The sequence below is a fragment of the Pseudomonas sp. PS02302 genome (genome assembly GCF_029959585.1).
Taxonomy (GTDB): domain Bacteria; phylum Pseudomonadota; class Gammaproteobacteria; order Pseudomonadales; family Pseudomonadaceae; genus Chryseomonas; species Chryseomonas aestiva.
Genome location: NZ_JASCON010000023.1, coordinates 1 through 13417, shown reverse-complemented (window position 1 = coordinate 13417; position 13417 = coordinate 1). Strand labels below are relative to the sequence as shown.

11 protein-coding genes, 1 rRNA gene and 1 other RNA gene are annotated in these 13417 nt (G+C 62.6%); 5 read left to right on the top strand and 8 right to left on the bottom strand.

Annotated elements, in window-relative coordinates; genetic code table 11:
* Nucleotides 1-85: 85 nt before the first annotated feature.
* Nucleotides 86-2014, bottom strand: coding sequence for a molecular chaperone DnaK (gene dnaK, locus QMX82_RS10060; protein ID WP_282282920.1), 1929 nt, complete (start codon nucleotides 2012-2014; stop codon nucleotides 86-88).
* Nucleotides 2015-2107: 93 nt separating this feature from the next.
* A complete protein-coding gene (gene grpE / locus QMX82_RS10055) occupies nucleotides 2108-2671 on the bottom strand; it encodes a nucleotide exchange factor GrpE (protein ID WP_282282918.1) in 564 nt (187 codons plus the stop codon).
* A 165-nt stretch (nucleotides 2672-2836) separates the two neighbouring features.
* Here grpE and recN point away from each other — a divergent pair, with 165 nt between their 5' ends.
* Nucleotides 2837-4504, top strand: a complete 1668-nt coding sequence (gene recN / locus QMX82_RS10050) for a DNA repair protein RecN (protein WP_282282914.1) — start codon at nucleotides 2837-2839, stop codon at nucleotides 4502-4504.
* Nucleotides 4505-4567: 63 nt separating this feature from the next.
* Here the strand turns inward: recN and fur are convergent, their stop codons facing one another.
* Entirely contained in the window at nucleotides 4568-4972 is a 405-nt protein-coding gene (gene fur / locus QMX82_RS10045; protein WP_007162667.1) for a ferric iron uptake transcriptional regulator, read from the bottom strand.
* A 94-nt stretch (nucleotides 4973-5066) separates the two neighbouring features.
* Between fur and QMX82_RS10040 the strand changes: the two genes are divergently transcribed.
* Complete coding sequence (locus QMX82_RS10040; protein ID WP_282282900.1) at nucleotides 5067-5606, top strand: outer membrane protein assembly factor BamE; 540 nt, start codon at nucleotides 5067-5069, stop codon at nucleotides 5604-5606.
* Between the two features lie 7 nt (nucleotides 5607-5613).
* Here the strand turns inward: QMX82_RS10040 and QMX82_RS10035 are convergent, their stop codons facing one another.
* Entirely contained in the window at nucleotides 5614-5919 is a 306-nt protein-coding gene (locus tag QMX82_RS10035) for an RnfH family protein (protein WP_282282898.1), read from the bottom strand.
* A complete protein-coding gene (locus tag QMX82_RS10030) occupies nucleotides 5912-6346 on the bottom strand; it encodes a type II toxin-antitoxin system RatA family toxin (protein ID WP_208693672.1) in 435 nt (144 codons plus the stop codon). The genes QMX82_RS10035 and QMX82_RS10030 overlap by 8 nt, the downstream gene beginning before the upstream one ends.
* 172 nt (nucleotides 6347-6518) lie before the next feature.
* Between QMX82_RS10030 and smpB the strand changes: the two genes are divergently transcribed.
* Together smpB and ssrA are read left to right on the top strand one after the other, a co-directional pair.
* Nucleotides 6519-6995, top strand: coding sequence for an SsrA-binding protein SmpB (smpB, locus tag QMX82_RS10025; protein WP_158893809.1), 477 nt, complete (start codon nucleotides 6519-6521; stop codon nucleotides 6993-6995).
* A gap of 80 nt (nucleotides 6996-7075) precedes the next feature.
* Nucleotides 7076-7428: a transfer-messenger RNA gene (gene ssrA, locus QMX82_RS10020) on the top strand.
* Nucleotides 7429-7481: 53 nt separating this feature from the next.
* Here the strand turns inward: ssrA and ssb are convergent.
* Together ssb and QMX82_RS10010 are read right to left on the bottom strand one after the other, a co-directional pair.
* Nucleotides 7482-8036, bottom strand: coding sequence for a single-stranded DNA-binding protein (gene ssb / locus QMX82_RS10015; RefSeq protein ID WP_282282890.1), 555 nt, complete (start codon nucleotides 8034-8036; stop codon nucleotides 7482-7484).
* 25 nt (nucleotides 8037-8061) lie between these two features.
* Nucleotides 8062-9450, bottom strand: a complete 1389-nt coding sequence (locus tag QMX82_RS10010) for an MFS transporter (RefSeq protein ID WP_282282888.1) — start codon at nucleotides 9448-9450, stop codon at nucleotides 8062-8064.
* Between the two features lie 269 nt (nucleotides 9451-9719).
* Between QMX82_RS10010 and uvrA the strand changes: the two genes are divergently transcribed.
* Entirely contained in the window at nucleotides 9720-12554 is a 2835-nt protein-coding gene (gene uvrA / locus QMX82_RS10005; protein WP_187980474.1) for an excinuclease ABC subunit UvrA, read from the top strand.
* Between the two features lie 518 nt (nucleotides 12555-13072).
* Here the strand turns inward: uvrA and rrf are convergent.
* A 5S ribosomal RNA gene (rrf, locus tag QMX82_RS10000) occupies nucleotides 13073-13188 on the bottom strand.
* Nucleotides 13189-13417 lie beyond the last annotated feature (229 nt).

Below are 13417 nucleotides of genomic sequence, written 5' to 3'. Positions count from 1 at the left end.
CCCTCCAGACACGCCAACGCGGGAGCAGGCTCCCGCGTGGCGGATCCGACGGGCCGAAGCCCGTCAGGTGCGGTAAGCACGCGGCTTACTTGTTGTCCTTCACTTCCTCGAACTCGGCATCGACCACGTCGTCGCCGGGCTTCTTGGCATCACCGTCCGCCTTGGCCGAGGCGCCTTCGGCACTCGCGGCAGCGCCCTGCTCGGAATAGAGCTTCTGGGCCAGCGGCGCGGAGGCCTGGGACAGGGCATTCATCTTGGCTTCGATGGCATCCTTGTCGTCGCCGCGTACCGCGGTTTCCAGTTCGCCGATGGCCTTCTCGATGGTGCTCTTCTCTTCCGCGGTGGCCTTGTCGCCGGCCTCGGTCAGCATCTTGCGGGTGCCGTGCACCAGGGCATCACCCTGGTTGCGGGCGGCAGCCAGCTCTTCGAACTTGCGATCCTCGTCGGCATTGGCCTCGGCGTCACGCACCATCTGCTGAATCTCGTCCTCGGACAGACCGGAGGACGCCTTGATGACGATGGACTGCTGCTTGCCGGTGGCCTTGTCCTTGGCGGACACGTTGAGGATACCGTTGGCGTCGATGTCGAAGGTCACCTCGATCTGCGGTACGCCACGCGGCGCCGGCGGGATCTCGGCCAGGTCGAACTTGCCCAGCGACTTGTTCTGCACGGCCTGCTTGCGCTCGCCCTGCAGCACGTGGATGGTCACGGCGCCCTGGTTGTCGTCGGCAGTGGAGAACACCTGCGACTTCTTGGTCGGGATGGTGGTGTTCTTCTCGATCAGCGCGGTCATCACGCCACCCATGGTCTCGATGCCCAGGGTCAGCGGGGTGACGTCCAGCAGCAGCACGTCCTTGACGTCACCGGCCAGCACGGCGCCCTGGATGGCGGCACCGATGGCGACGGCCTCATCCGGATTGACGTCCTTGCGCGCTTCCTTGCCGAAGAAGTCGGCCACGCGCTTCTGCACCAGCGGCATGCGGGTCTGACCGCCCACCAGGATGACCTCGTGGATGTCGGAGACGTCCAGGCCGGAGTCCTTCAGCGCAGTGCGGCAGGGCTCGATGGTGCGCTCGACCAGCTCTTCCACCAGGGACTCCAGCTTGGCGCGGGAGACCTTGACGTTCAGGTGCTTGGGACCGCTGGCATCGGCGGTGATGTACGGCAGGTTGACGTCGGTCTGGGTAGCCGAGGACAACTCGATCTTGGCCTTCTCGGCAGCTTCCTTCAGGCGCTGCATGGCCAGCGGGTCACCCTTGAGGTTCATGCCGCTTTCTTTCTTGAACTCTTCGACGAGATAGTCGATCAGGCGGATGTCGAAGTCTTCGCCACCCAGGAAGGTGTCGCCATTGGTGGCCAGCACCTCGAACTGATGCTCACCGTCGACTTCGGCGATCTCGATGACCGAGACGTCGAAGGTGCCACCACCCAGGTCATAGACGATCACGGTGTGGTCGCCCTTGGCCTTGTCCAGGCCATAGGCCAGGGCAGCCGCCGTGGGCTCGTTGATGATGCGCTTGACGTCCAGACCGGCGATGCGACCGGCATCCTTGGTGGCCTGGCGCTGGCTGTCGTTGAAGTAAGCCGGCACGGTGATGACCGCTTCGGTCACGGCTTCGCCCAGGTAGTCCTCGGCGGTCTTCTTCATCTTCTTCAGGACTTCGGCAGACACCTGCGGCGGAGCCATCTTCTGGCCCTTGGCCTCGACCCAGGCGTCACCGTTGTCGGCCTTGACGATCTTGTAGGGGACCATCTCGATGTCTTTCTGCACGACGTTTTCTTCATAACGCCGGCCGATCAGACGCTTGACCGCATACAGGGTGTTCTGCGGATTGGTCACCGCCTGGCGCTTGGCCGGCTGACCGACCAGGGTCTCGCCATCGTTGGTGTAGGCGATGATGGACGGCGTGGTACGGGTGCCTTCGGCGTTTTCCAGTACCTTGACGTTACCGTTTTCGAGGATCGCGACGCAGGAGTTGGTCGTCCCCAGGTCGATACCGATGATCTTGCCCATGTAGTCTTCTCCAGAAATCTCAGATTCCGCGCGGCCCGCTCAGGGGGCCTTTGATGTTCGCTTGCCTACCAGATGGGGCCGAGCGAAAGAATTTCAAGCCTTTTCGTCGATGCTCGGCTGCTGCGCCGCAGGTGCCTTGCTGACTACCACCATCGCCGGCCGCAGCAGGCGACCATTGAGCAGATAGCCCTTTTGAAACACCTTGAGCACGCTGCCCGGCTCGGCGGTAGCGCTCTCCTCCATGGCCATGGCCTGGTGGTGCTCCGGGTTGAAGGGCGCGCCGTGGGGATCGACGGCCTCGACCTGATAGCGCTTGAGGGTGTCCTGCAGCATCTTCAGGGTCAGCTCCACGCCTTCACGCATGGGCTTGAGGGTCTCGTCGGTGGCATTGGACAGTTCCAGGCCACGTTCCAGGCTGTCGAGCACCGGCAGCAGATCGCCGGCGAATTTTTCCAGCGCGAACTTGTGCGCCTTCTCCACATCCTGCTCGGCGCGACGACGGACGTTCTGCAGTTCGGCGACGCTGCGCAGGGACTGGTCCTGGGCGGCGGCAAGCTGCTCTTCGAGCGTGGCGACGCGGGTGGCGAGATCCTCGTGCTGGACGTCGCCCTGGGGGGCTTCGTGCTCGGGGGTCTGGGAGTTCTGTTCGTCGGCCATGGAGTCCTCCTGTGGTAATGCCGGTAAGCGCGCCCGCCAGTGGACGACGCCTTGATCGATGGCGCCTATATGGGGCCGCCGGCCGACGCTTCAAGAGCTGTATGGATTGCCAGTACCCAAGAGGCACTGTATAAACAACCAGAAACCGCTTTCGGAGATCGTCGCATGCTGGTGCATCTGTCCGTCCGCAACTACGCCATCGTCGAACACCTCGACCTCGACCTCGAGCGCGGCATGACCGTGATCACCGGCGAAACCGGCGCCGGCAAGTCCATCATGCTCGACGCTCTCGGCCTCACCCTGGGCGACCGCGCCGACAGCGATGCGGTAAGGCCTGGTGCCGACAAGGCCGATGTCCTGGCCAGCTTCGACACCACCGACATTCCTGAAGCCCGGCAGTGGCTCGCCGAGCGCGACCTGGAGCAGGACGGTCCCTGCCTGCTGCGCCGCGTCATCACCCGCGAAGGACGCTCGCGTGGCTATATCAACGGCTCGCCCTGTCCGCTGGCGGATCTCAAGACCCTCGGCGGGCTGCTGATCGACATTCACAACCAGCACGAGCACCAGTCGCTGCTCGGCCTCGACACTCACCGCCGCCTGCTGGACGAATACGCCGGCGCGGGCGAGCTGGTGCGCCAGGTGCAACTCGCCGCCCAGCGCTGGCGTCAGGTGCGCCAGACCCTGGAGCGCCTGACCCGCAACGGTGACGAGCAACGCGCCCGCCATCAGCTGCTCAGCTATCAGCTCGAAGAACTCGACAACCTCGCCCTGGCCGAGGGCGAGTTGCAGGCCCTGGAGCAGGAGCAGAGCGATCTGGCGAGTGCCGAGCACATCCTGCTGGCCTGCCGCCAGACCATGGATCTCTGTACCGAGAACGAGCAGGGCAATGCACTGTCCGCACTCAACGCCAGCGTGGTACGCCTGACCGCCTTCGACCGCCCCCCGGCGCAGATCCAGGAAGCGAGCAACCTGCTCGCCTCCGCGCAGATCCAGATCGAGGAGGCGATGAATGAACTCAATCGCTTCGTCGATCATTTCGAAGCTGATCCCGAGCGCCAGCAGGTGGTGCAGGAGCGTCTCGACAGCGTCTACAGCCTCGCCCGCAAGCATCGCGTGCAACCCGAAGCCCTGCTGGAGCTGCACGAACAGCTACGAAACGAACTGCAATCGCTGGATGCCGACGATGTCGCCCTGGAACGCCTGCAGGAAGAGCTGGCCGCCTTCGAGCGCCACTACCAGGAGAAGGCCGGTGAATTGAGTCGCCTGCGCGAGCAGCGGGCGCCGGAACTGGCCGCAGCGGTCGAAACCGAGATGCAGCGCCTGGGCATGCCAGGTGGCCGCTTCAGCATCACCCTCTCGCCGGGCAGCACCGGCGAACCCCAGCCGCTGGGCAACGAGGGCGTCGAATTCCGCGTCAGCGCCAACCCGGGCCAGCCCCTGCGCCCGCTGGCCAAGGTCGCCTCCGGTGGCGAGCTGTCACGGATCAGTCTGGCCATCCAGGTCATCACCGCCCAGACCTCGCGTACACCCACGCTGGTATTCGACGAGGTGGACGTCGGTATCGGCGGCCCGACCGCCGAGGTGGTCGGCCAACTGCTGCGGCAGCTGGGCGAGCGGGGCCAGGTACTGACGGTCACCCACCTGCCTCAGGTGGCGGCCCAGGGTCATCAGCACCTGTTCGTACACAAGGAACGCGGCACCGACGAAACCCGCACGGCGGTCGCAAAACTGGACCGGGCGCGCCGTGTGGAGGAAGTGGCGCGCATGCTCGGCGGCGTCGACCTTACCCGCGAATCCCTCGCCCATGCCCGCAAGCTGGTGGTCAGCCGCTAGACGCAGACTGCCAACGGACATGAAAAAGGCGACTCGGAGGTCGCCTTTTTCATGTCTGGATCTTCACTTGCGCTGACGGATGTACAGCACGAGATTGTGATCGACCAGCTCGAAACCATGCTCTTCGACGATCTCACGCTGGCGCTTTTCGATCGAGGCATCGGTGAACTCGATGACTTCGCCGGTATCCACATCCACCATGTGATCGTGGTGTCCGGTGTCGGCCAACTCGAACACGGCGTGACCGCCATCAAAATTGTGGCGCACCACCAGGCCGGCCGCCTCGAACTGGGTAAGGACCCGATAGACCGTCGCCAGCCCCACGTCCTCGCCCGCTTCCATCAGCGCCTTGTAAACGTCTTCAGCGCTCATGTGGCGCTGCTCGGTGGTGTCCAGCATCTGCAATATCTTGACGCGCGGCAGGGTCACTTTCAGACCCGCTTTGCGGAGTTCGTTGTTCTCTACCATGCTCTTTCTCGGTGCCGAGTGCTTTCGCAGCCCTCGGGAATACGGGTATGATCGGGGCTTCGTTGCCCAGCAAGATAGTGGAAGTCTCCCACCGATGCAAAACCTCAAGCAAACGCTGACCGGGCTCTCTCTGATGGGCCTAGCCATGCTCGCCGGCTGCTCTCTGCCGGGGGTTTACAAGATCGACATCCAGCAGGGCAACGTCGTCACCCAGGACATGATAGACCAGTTGCGGCCCGGAATGACCCGACAACAGGTCCGGTTTATCATGGGTTCGCCGCTGATCCAGGACACCTTCCATCCCAATCGCTGGGACTATCTGTACAGCCTGCAGGCCGCTGGCGGTCAGCGGAAACAGGAGCGTGTGAGCCTGGTGTTCAATGGTGACAACCAGTTGAGCAGCCTGGCGGGTGACTTCATGCCCGGCACCAGCCGTGAACAGCAGATCATGGGTACCGACGGTGGCACCAGCGTGGACCCCACCGCGCCGGCGCAACCCGCGGCTGCGCCCGCTGCGACACCGGAAACGCCCGCCGTGCCCGGCTCGACCGAAGACACTATCCAGAAAGAGATCGACAGCGCCCGCCCGGCTGCCGTGCCGACTCCCGAGCGCATCCGTACCGACGGACAGTGACCTCCAGCTAGGGGCCAGTGGTAGTTCTGGCCCTTTCGGCACGCCGCTTGCGACTTTCCTTGGGGTCCGCAAGCAACGGGCGATAGATCTCCACCCGATCGCCCTCCAGTAGCTTTCTTTCATCCGGCTTGGCGACCAGCTTGCCAAAGATGCCGATCCGGTAGCCGTCGCGCTGCTCTGCCGGCAGCTGGTCGAGCAAACCCGACGCCAGCACCGCCTGCTCTGCCGTGGCGCCCTCCTCCAGCTCCAGACTCAACAGCCATTGCCGCTCCGGCAGGGCCAGCGCTATCTCGATGGCGAGACGCTCAGCCATAGAGGGCTCGGGCACGCTGGCAGAAGGCGTCCACCATGGTATTGGCCGCCTGATTGAACAGCGGCCCCAGGGTCGCGCGGACGAGGGCGCTGTCGTATTCGAAGGACAGATCCAGCGAGATCTTGCAGGCCTTGTCACCCAGCGCCTTGAACGTCCAGACGCCATGCAGCTGCTTGAAGGGCCCCTTTTCCAGATCCATGGTGATGGACTCGCCCGGCACCAGGGTATTGCGGGTCGTGAACTGCTGACTGAGGCCACCCTTGGCCACGGTGAGACCGGCGCGCATCAGACCTTCGTTCTGCTCCAGAATCTGGGCGGACGAGCACCACGGCAGGAACTCCGGATAACGGTCCACGTCATTAACCAGCGCATAGAGCGCCGAAGCAGGATAGGGCAGCAACGCCGAACGTTGGATGTGCGAGCTCATCGGAACCTCGTAGAATAGCGATATCGGTGTCGGACCTTGAATTTGAGGGCGGCGCTCGCATTTTACTCCCGCACCAGCCTGCCGCAGTCCAGAACCGCGGTATTGTCCGTGTTTGCTCATACCCGCTCAAGCGCGTGGCGACATTTCCCCCGACTCGCTGTACTCTGGAATCATGGCCAAGCAAAAGAAAGTCTCCCCCGGCAGCATCGCGCAGAACAAGAAAGCGCTACACGAATACTTCGTCGACACCCGCTTCGAGGCAGGTGTTTCCCTGGCAGGTTGGGAGGTCAAGAGCCTGAGAGCCGGCAAGGTGCAGCTGACCGACAGCTATGTGCTGCTCAAGGACGGCGAAGCCTGGCTGCTCGGCAGCCACATCACCCCGCTACAGACTGCCAGCACCCACGTCATCGCCGATCCGACCCGGACCCGCAAGCTGCTGCTGAACAAGCGCGAGCTCGGCAAGCTGTTCGGCGCGGTGCAGCAGAAGGGCTATGCCTGCGTTGCACTGTCGCTCTACTGGAAAAAACACCTGGTCAAGTGCGAGATCGCCCTGGCCAAGGGCAAGAAGGAATTCGACAAGCGTGCCACCGAACGCGAACGCGATTCCGACCGTGAGATCCAGCGCGCCGTCCGCAAGGACGCGAATTAGCCAAGCGGAAAAAAACGTTTCGTCAGCAATGACTTGCACAGGACGACTGGAATTCCTATAGTGAACGACCAGCAAGTTTTGGGGGCGATTAGGATTCGACGCCGGTAACGAAACTTGAGGGGCATGCCGAGCTGGTAGCAGAACTCGTAAATTCGCTGCTGCAAACTTATAGTTGCCAACGACGACAACTACGCTCTAGCTGCTTAACGCGGCTAGCAGTCGCTAGGGGATGCCTGTAAACCCGAAACGACTGTCAGATAGAACAGGATCGCCGCCAAGTTCGCTGTAGACGTAACGGCTAAAACTTATACAGCTCGCCCAAAGCACCCTGCCCGTCGGGCCGCAATGGGTTAACTCAGTAGACCGGGCTAAGCATGTAGAACCGATAGCGGAGAGCTGGCGGACGGGGGTTCAAATCCCCCCGCCTCCACCAAAAAGAAAGGGCAGCCACTGGCTGCCCTTTTTCTTTGCCTGATCAACGAGATCCTAGAAGGGAATGTCGTCGTCGAAGCTGTCGTAGTCCTGCTGCGCCGGCTGCTGCTGGGGCTTGGGCTGCTGCTGAGGACGACCGTTGCCAGTGCCGCCATTGCCGCCGTTATCGTACTGCGGAGCAGACTGCTGGGGACGAGGGGCACGCTGCTGCTGGGGCGCAGGTGCACTCTGGTTGTATTCGTCGTTGCCACCGGCATTGCCACCGCGGCCACCCAGCAACTGCATGTTGCCGTTGATATCGACCACGATTTCAGTGGTGTAGCGATCCTGACCATCCTGCCCTTGCCACTTGCGGGTACGCAGGGAACCTTCGACATAGACCTGGGAGCCCTTGCGGATGTACTCGCCGGCGATCTCGGCCAGACGACCGAAGAACACCACCCGGTGCCACTCGGTACGATCCTGCTGCTGGCCGGTCTGCTTGTCCTTCCAGCTCTCGCTGGTGGCCAGGGTGACATTGGTCACCGCATTGCCATTGGGCATGTAACGGGTTTCGGGATCGGCGCCGGCGTTGCCGACGAGGATGACTTTGTTGACGCCACGGGCCATATGAATCTCCTGATGAGGCTGTCGATCAAGCGGCGACTGGCGTTTGGCTTACCAGCCGCTCCAGTTGCGCCCGATCGACGATTTTAGTATCGATCTTGATGTAGACGGCTTGTTCTTCCGCCACCACTACCGCGTCGGTCACTCCGGCCAGGGCCAACAGGCGTCCGACCAATCCCTGGTCGTTGACTAGCGCGGGCGTAACCGGCAAACGCAGACTGGTGACATAAGGCGGTTCCCGCATCGTACCAGCGACCACCGCCCATCCCAGGCAAAGCGCCGCACAACCCAGGAAGACAGTGGACAGGCCACCATGCTGGAACAGCCAGCCACCGAGGATACCGCCCAACGCGGAACCAAGGAACTGACTGGTGGAATAGATCCCCATGGCCGTGCCCTTGCCGCCGGCGGGCGCCACCTTGCTCACCAGTGACGGCAGCGAGGCCTCCAGCAGATTGAAGGCGGTAAAGAACACCACGATGCCGATGACTAGAGCCACCAGGCTGTTGCTGAAGAAGAAGAAGTACAACTCGCACAGCACCAGCACACTGATGGCGCCCACCAGCACGCGCTTCATCCGCCGCTTCTTTTCACCATAGATGATGAAGGGAACCATGGCGAAGAAGCCGACCACCAGTGCGGTCAGGTAAACCCACCAGTGCTCTTCCTTGGGCAGGCCGGCATGTTCGGCAAGGGCCAGCGGCAGGACGACGAAACTGGCCATCAGCACGGCATGCAGCGCCAGGATACCGAAATCCAGCCGCAGCAGATCGCGATTGCGCAGGGTCGCGCCCAGCGCCTGACGCGCCAGATTCGACTCTCGATGGGTGAAGGGCGAGGCCTGGTGAGGAACCAGGAACAGCACGATCAGCAAGCCGACCAGTGCCAGCCCGCAGGTCGCCCAGAACAGGCCGGCGAGACCGTAGGCACGGGTCAGCAGCGGTCCGGCCACCATCGCCACGGCAAAGGACACGCCGATGCTCATGCCGATGGTAGCCATGGCCTTGGTGCGATGTTGCTCGCGGGTCTGATCCGACAGCAGCGCCATGATGGCGGCCGAAATGGCACCGCCACCCTGCACGATACGACCGGCGATGACGCCCCAGATCGAGTGGGCATTGGCGGCAATGGCGGCACCAAGGGCGAACACCAGCAGTCCACCAATGATGATGGGACGTCGACCGATGCGATCGGACAGCGTCCCCAGGGGAATTTGCAGGACCGCTTGGGTCAAACCATAGGCACCTATGGCCAGGCCAATCAGTGCCGGGGTGGCATCCGCCAACTCCTGACCATAGGTCGCCAGGACCGGGAGCACCATGAACATACCGAGCATACGAAAGGCGAAGACCAGGGCCAGCCCTACGGCGGCACGGCGTTCGACGCCGTTCATGGCTTCACTGCGCTTGTCGAGCATTGATAATCCTCTCGTCGGCGACAGGCTTTTACGTCGCCACACAGCTTTAAAACAGTCGTGACAATGACCATTTAGGGAGGAAGCGGTGAAGATAGCCGAGCGCTCGTCCGAACGTTCCCGACCGCCAGGATCACGAACGCCCGCTCACCACTGTCGGGCCACCAATTTTACCAGCCTTACCCCCTCTCTCACAGGCGCGGCAGATAGCCGCAGCCCGGGACGAGACCTCTTTCCTATTGAAGCGCCGCCAAAACGAGGCAGAAGTCTACGTGGATAAAATCCTCATCCGTGGGGCCCGCACCCATAATCTGAAGAACATCGACCTTACCCTTCCCCGGGACAAGCTCATCGTCATTACCGGACTGTCCGGCTCCGGCAAGTCTTCGCTAGCGTTCGATACCCTCTATGCCGAAGGCCAGCGCCGCTACGTGGAATCCCTGTCGGCCTATGCTCGGCAATTCCTGTCGATGATGGAAAAGCCCGATGTGGACACCATTGAAGGTCTGTCTCCGGCGATTTCCATCGAACAGAAGTCCACCTCGCACAACCCGCGCTCCACCGTGGGCACCATCACCGAGATCTACGACTATCTGCGCCTACTCTATGCACGCGTCGGTACGCCCCGCTGCCCGGAGCACGATGTGCCGCTGGAAGCCCAGACCGTCAGCCAGATGGTCGATCAGGTGCTGGCCATGCCGGAAGGCGAGCGACTGATGCTGCTCGCCCCCATCGTGCGCGAGCGCAAGGGTGAACACCTCTCGGTATTCGAGGAACTGCGCGCCCAGGGCTTCGTCCGTGTTCGCGTCAATGGCCGGTTGCACGAGATGGACGAACTGCCCAAGCTCGACAAGCAGAAGAAGCACACCATCGAGGTGGTGGTGGATCGTTTCAAGGTGCGCGAAGACCTCCAGCAGCGCCTGGCGGAATCCTTCGAGACGGCGCTGAAGCTGGCCGACGACATCGCCATCATCGCGCCCATGGAAGGCGGGAAGGGTGAGGAGATCGTCTTCTCCGCGCGCTTCGCCTGTCCGATCTGCGGCTTCTCCATCGGCGAGCTGGAGCCCAAGCTGTTTTCCTTCAACAATCCCGCTGGCGCCTGCCCGACCTGCGACGGCCTGGGCGTGAAGCAATTCTTCGATGCCCGCCGGGTGGTCAACGAGGAGCTCAGCCTCAGCGAGGGCGCCATCCGTGGCTGGGACAGGCGCAACGTCTATTACTTCCAGATGCTTGGCTCATTGGCGAGTCACTATGGCTTCAGCCTGGACGAACCCTTCAAGGGTCTCGATGACAAGCACCGCAAGGCGGTCCTCAGCGGTTCCGGACGGGAAAGCGTCAACTTTCGCTATCTGAATGACCGGGGCGACATCGTTAAGCGCGCCCACCCCTTCGAAGGCATCCTGCCTAATCTGGAGCGGCGTTATCGCGAGACCGAATCCCAGAGCGTGCGCGAAGAGCTGGCGAAGTATCTGAGCACCCAGCATTGCCCGGACTGCAATGGCACCCGCCTGCGGCGCGAAGCCCGGCATGTCTGGGTCGGTGACAAGACCCTGCCGGCGGTTACCCGTCTCCCAGTGGGCGATGCCACTCAGTACTTCCAGGATCTCACCCTCAAGGGGCAACGGCAGCAGATCGCCGACAAGATCCTCAAGGAGATCCGTGAGCGCCTGCAGTTCCTGGTCAATGTCGGCCTGGACTACCTGACCCTGGATCGCAGCGCCGACACCCTGTCCGGCGGCGAGGCGCAGCGTATCCGCCTGGCCAGCCAGATCGGTGCGGGTCTGGTGGGCGTCATGTACATCCTCGACGAGCCTTCCATCGGCCTCCACCAGCGCGACAACGAGCGCCTGCTGGGTACCCTGACCCACCTGCGCGACCTGGGCAACACGGTCATCGTCGTCGAGCACGACGAGGACGCCATTCGCCTGGCGGACTATGTCATCGACATAGGTCCGGGTGCCGGCGTGCACGGCGGCCAGATCATCGCGGAAGGTACTCCCGACCAGGTCATGCAGCACCCCGACTCGGTGACCGGGCAGTACCTGTCGGGCCGCAAGAAGATCGCAGTCCCCGCCAAGCGCACGCCGCGGGACAAGAAGAAGCTGCTGAAGCTGAAGGGTGCCCGCGGTAACAATCTGCAGAACGTCAATCTGGAGATTCCCGTTGGGCTGCTGACCTGCGTGACCGGGGTATCCGGCTCCGGCAAGTCGACCCTGATCAACAACACCCTTTTCCCGCTCACCGCCACGGCGCTCAATGGCGCGACGACCCTGGAGGTCGCCGCCCATGACAGTTTCGACGGCATGCAGCACCTGGACAAGGTGGTGGACATCGACCAGAGCCCCATCGGCCGGACTCCACGCTCCAACCCGGCGACCTATACCGGTCTTTTCACCCCGATTCGCGAATTGTTCTCCGGCGTCCCGGAGTCCCGCTCCCGCGGGTATACCCCGGGGCGCTTCTCCTTCAACGTCAAGGGCGGTCGCTGCGAGGCCTGCCAGGGCGACGGCGTGATCAAGGTGGAGATGCACTTCCTGCCGGACGTCTACGTCGCCTGTGACGTCTGCAAGGGCAAGAGATACAACCGCGAGACCCTGGAAGTGAAGTACAAGGGCAAGACCATCACCGAGGTCCTGGACATGACCATCGAAGAGGCCCATGCCTTCTTCGAGTCCATCCCGGCCCTGGCGCGCAAGCTGCAGACGCTGATGGATGTCGGCCTGTCCTATATCCGTCTCGGCCAGAGCGCCACCACCCTGTCAGGCGGCGAAGCCCAGCGCGTGAAGCTGGCGCGGGAGCTGTCCAAGCGCGATACCGGCAAGACACTTTATATCCTCGACGAGCCCACCACCGGTCTGCACTTCGCCGATATCCAGCAGCTGCTGGATGTGCTGCATCGCCTGCGGGATCACGGCAACACCGTGGTAGTGATCGAGCACAACCTCGATGTCATCAAGACCGCCGACTGGCTGGTGGACCTGGGCCCGGAAGGCGGCTCGAAGGGTGGTCAGATCATCGCGACAGGTACGCCCGAGGAGGTCGCGGCGAACAAGAAGTCCTATACCGGCCACTTCCTCAAGCCCTTGCTGGAACGCGACCGGGAGTAATCCTCGGCACCCTCCAGAACGCAAAAAGCCCGGCGCATGCCGGGCTTTTTCCTGCTCGCGTAACGCCGCCGTAGGTCCTGCGGTAGGTTGGGCTGAGCCTAGCGAAGTCCAACATCCAGACTCCAACCTGGCCCCCTCACCGCCCCGCCGCCGTTCACTTGATCCCTGCAGCAGAGCTGATTGTTGGGCTTCGCTGCGCTCAGCGCCAACCCACGATGATTCTGTGCCGCGATTCCAACACAACAGCCCGGCGCAGCCGGGCTGTTTGTGCTCTATGCAGACTTAAAGCAGCACCTGCCTAGCAGGCACGGCTCCAACGCCGCCGCCGCGCCCTTTGGTCCCCTCTCCCCCGGGGAGAGGGCTAGGGTGAGGGCACCCTCAGCGACACCGCTTCAGGCTTCCGCTAGCCGATTAGCTGCTTCCAGTGCCCAAGCGCCCTGGCACCCGGCCAAACTTTTCCCGCCGCAAAGACAACACCCCCGCCAGAGTGATCTGAGCGGGGGTGCTGGGTATTAGGCGCTTGACGATGACCTACTCTCACATGGGGAAACCCCACACTACCATCGGCGATGCATCGTTTCACTTCTGAGTTCGGGAAGGGATCAGGTGGTTCCAATGCTCTATATTCGTCAAGCAATTCGGTTGGCTGACCAGGCGATAAGGCTGCCTGGCTGGCCCAATTGGGTCTGTGATCGAAGTAGACAACTCGTCTTGGGTCTTGCGAACCCACGCGCCCGTTTTCGGCGTCGTCTTCCTCACGCTCTGACCGCGGTCAGATTGTTTGGGTGTTATATGGTCAAGCCTCACGGGCAATTAGTATCGGTTAGCTCAACGCCTCACAGCGCTTACACACCCGACCTATC

What these genes read in the sequence shown, in the direction of transcription:
- dnaK (WP_282282920.1), bottom strand. Translation starts at nt 2,014, where the DNA reads ATGGGCAAGATCATCGGTATCGACCTGGGGACGACCAACTCCTGCGTC.
- grpE (WP_282282918.1), bottom strand. Translation starts at nt 2,671, where the DNA reads ATGGCCGACGAACAGAACTCCCAGACCCCCGAGCACGAAGCCCCCCAG.
- recN (WP_282282914.1), top strand. Translation starts at nt 2,837, where the DNA reads ATGCTGGTGCATCTGTCCGTCCGCAACTACGCCATCGTCGAACACCTC.
- fur (WP_007162667.1), bottom strand. Translation starts at nt 4,972, where the DNA reads ATGGTAGAGAACAACGAACTCCGCAAAGCGGGTCTGAAAGTGACCCTG.
- QMX82_RS10040 (WP_282282900.1), top strand. Translation starts at nt 5,067, where the DNA reads ATGCAAAACCTCAAGCAAACGCTGACCGGGCTCTCTCTGATGGGCCTA.
- QMX82_RS10035 (WP_282282898.1), bottom strand. Translation starts at nt 5,919, where the DNA reads ATGGCTGAGCGTCTCGCCATCGAGATAGCGCTGGCCCTGCCGGAGCGG.
- QMX82_RS10030 (WP_208693672.1), bottom strand. Translation starts at nt 6,346, where the DNA reads ATGAGCTCGCACATCCAACGTTCGGCGTTGCTGCCCTATCCTGCTTCG.
- smpB (WP_158893809.1), top strand. Translation starts at nt 6,519, where the DNA reads ATGGCCAAGCAAAAGAAAGTCTCCCCCGGCAGCATCGCGCAGAACAAG.
- ssb (WP_282282890.1), bottom strand. Translation starts at nt 8,036, where the DNA reads ATGGCCCGTGGCGTCAACAAAGTCATCCTCGTCGGCAACGCCGGCGCC.
- QMX82_RS10010 (WP_282282888.1), bottom strand. Translation starts at nt 9,450, where the DNA reads ATGCTCGACAAGCGCAGTGAAGCCATGAACGGCGTCGAACGCCGTGCC.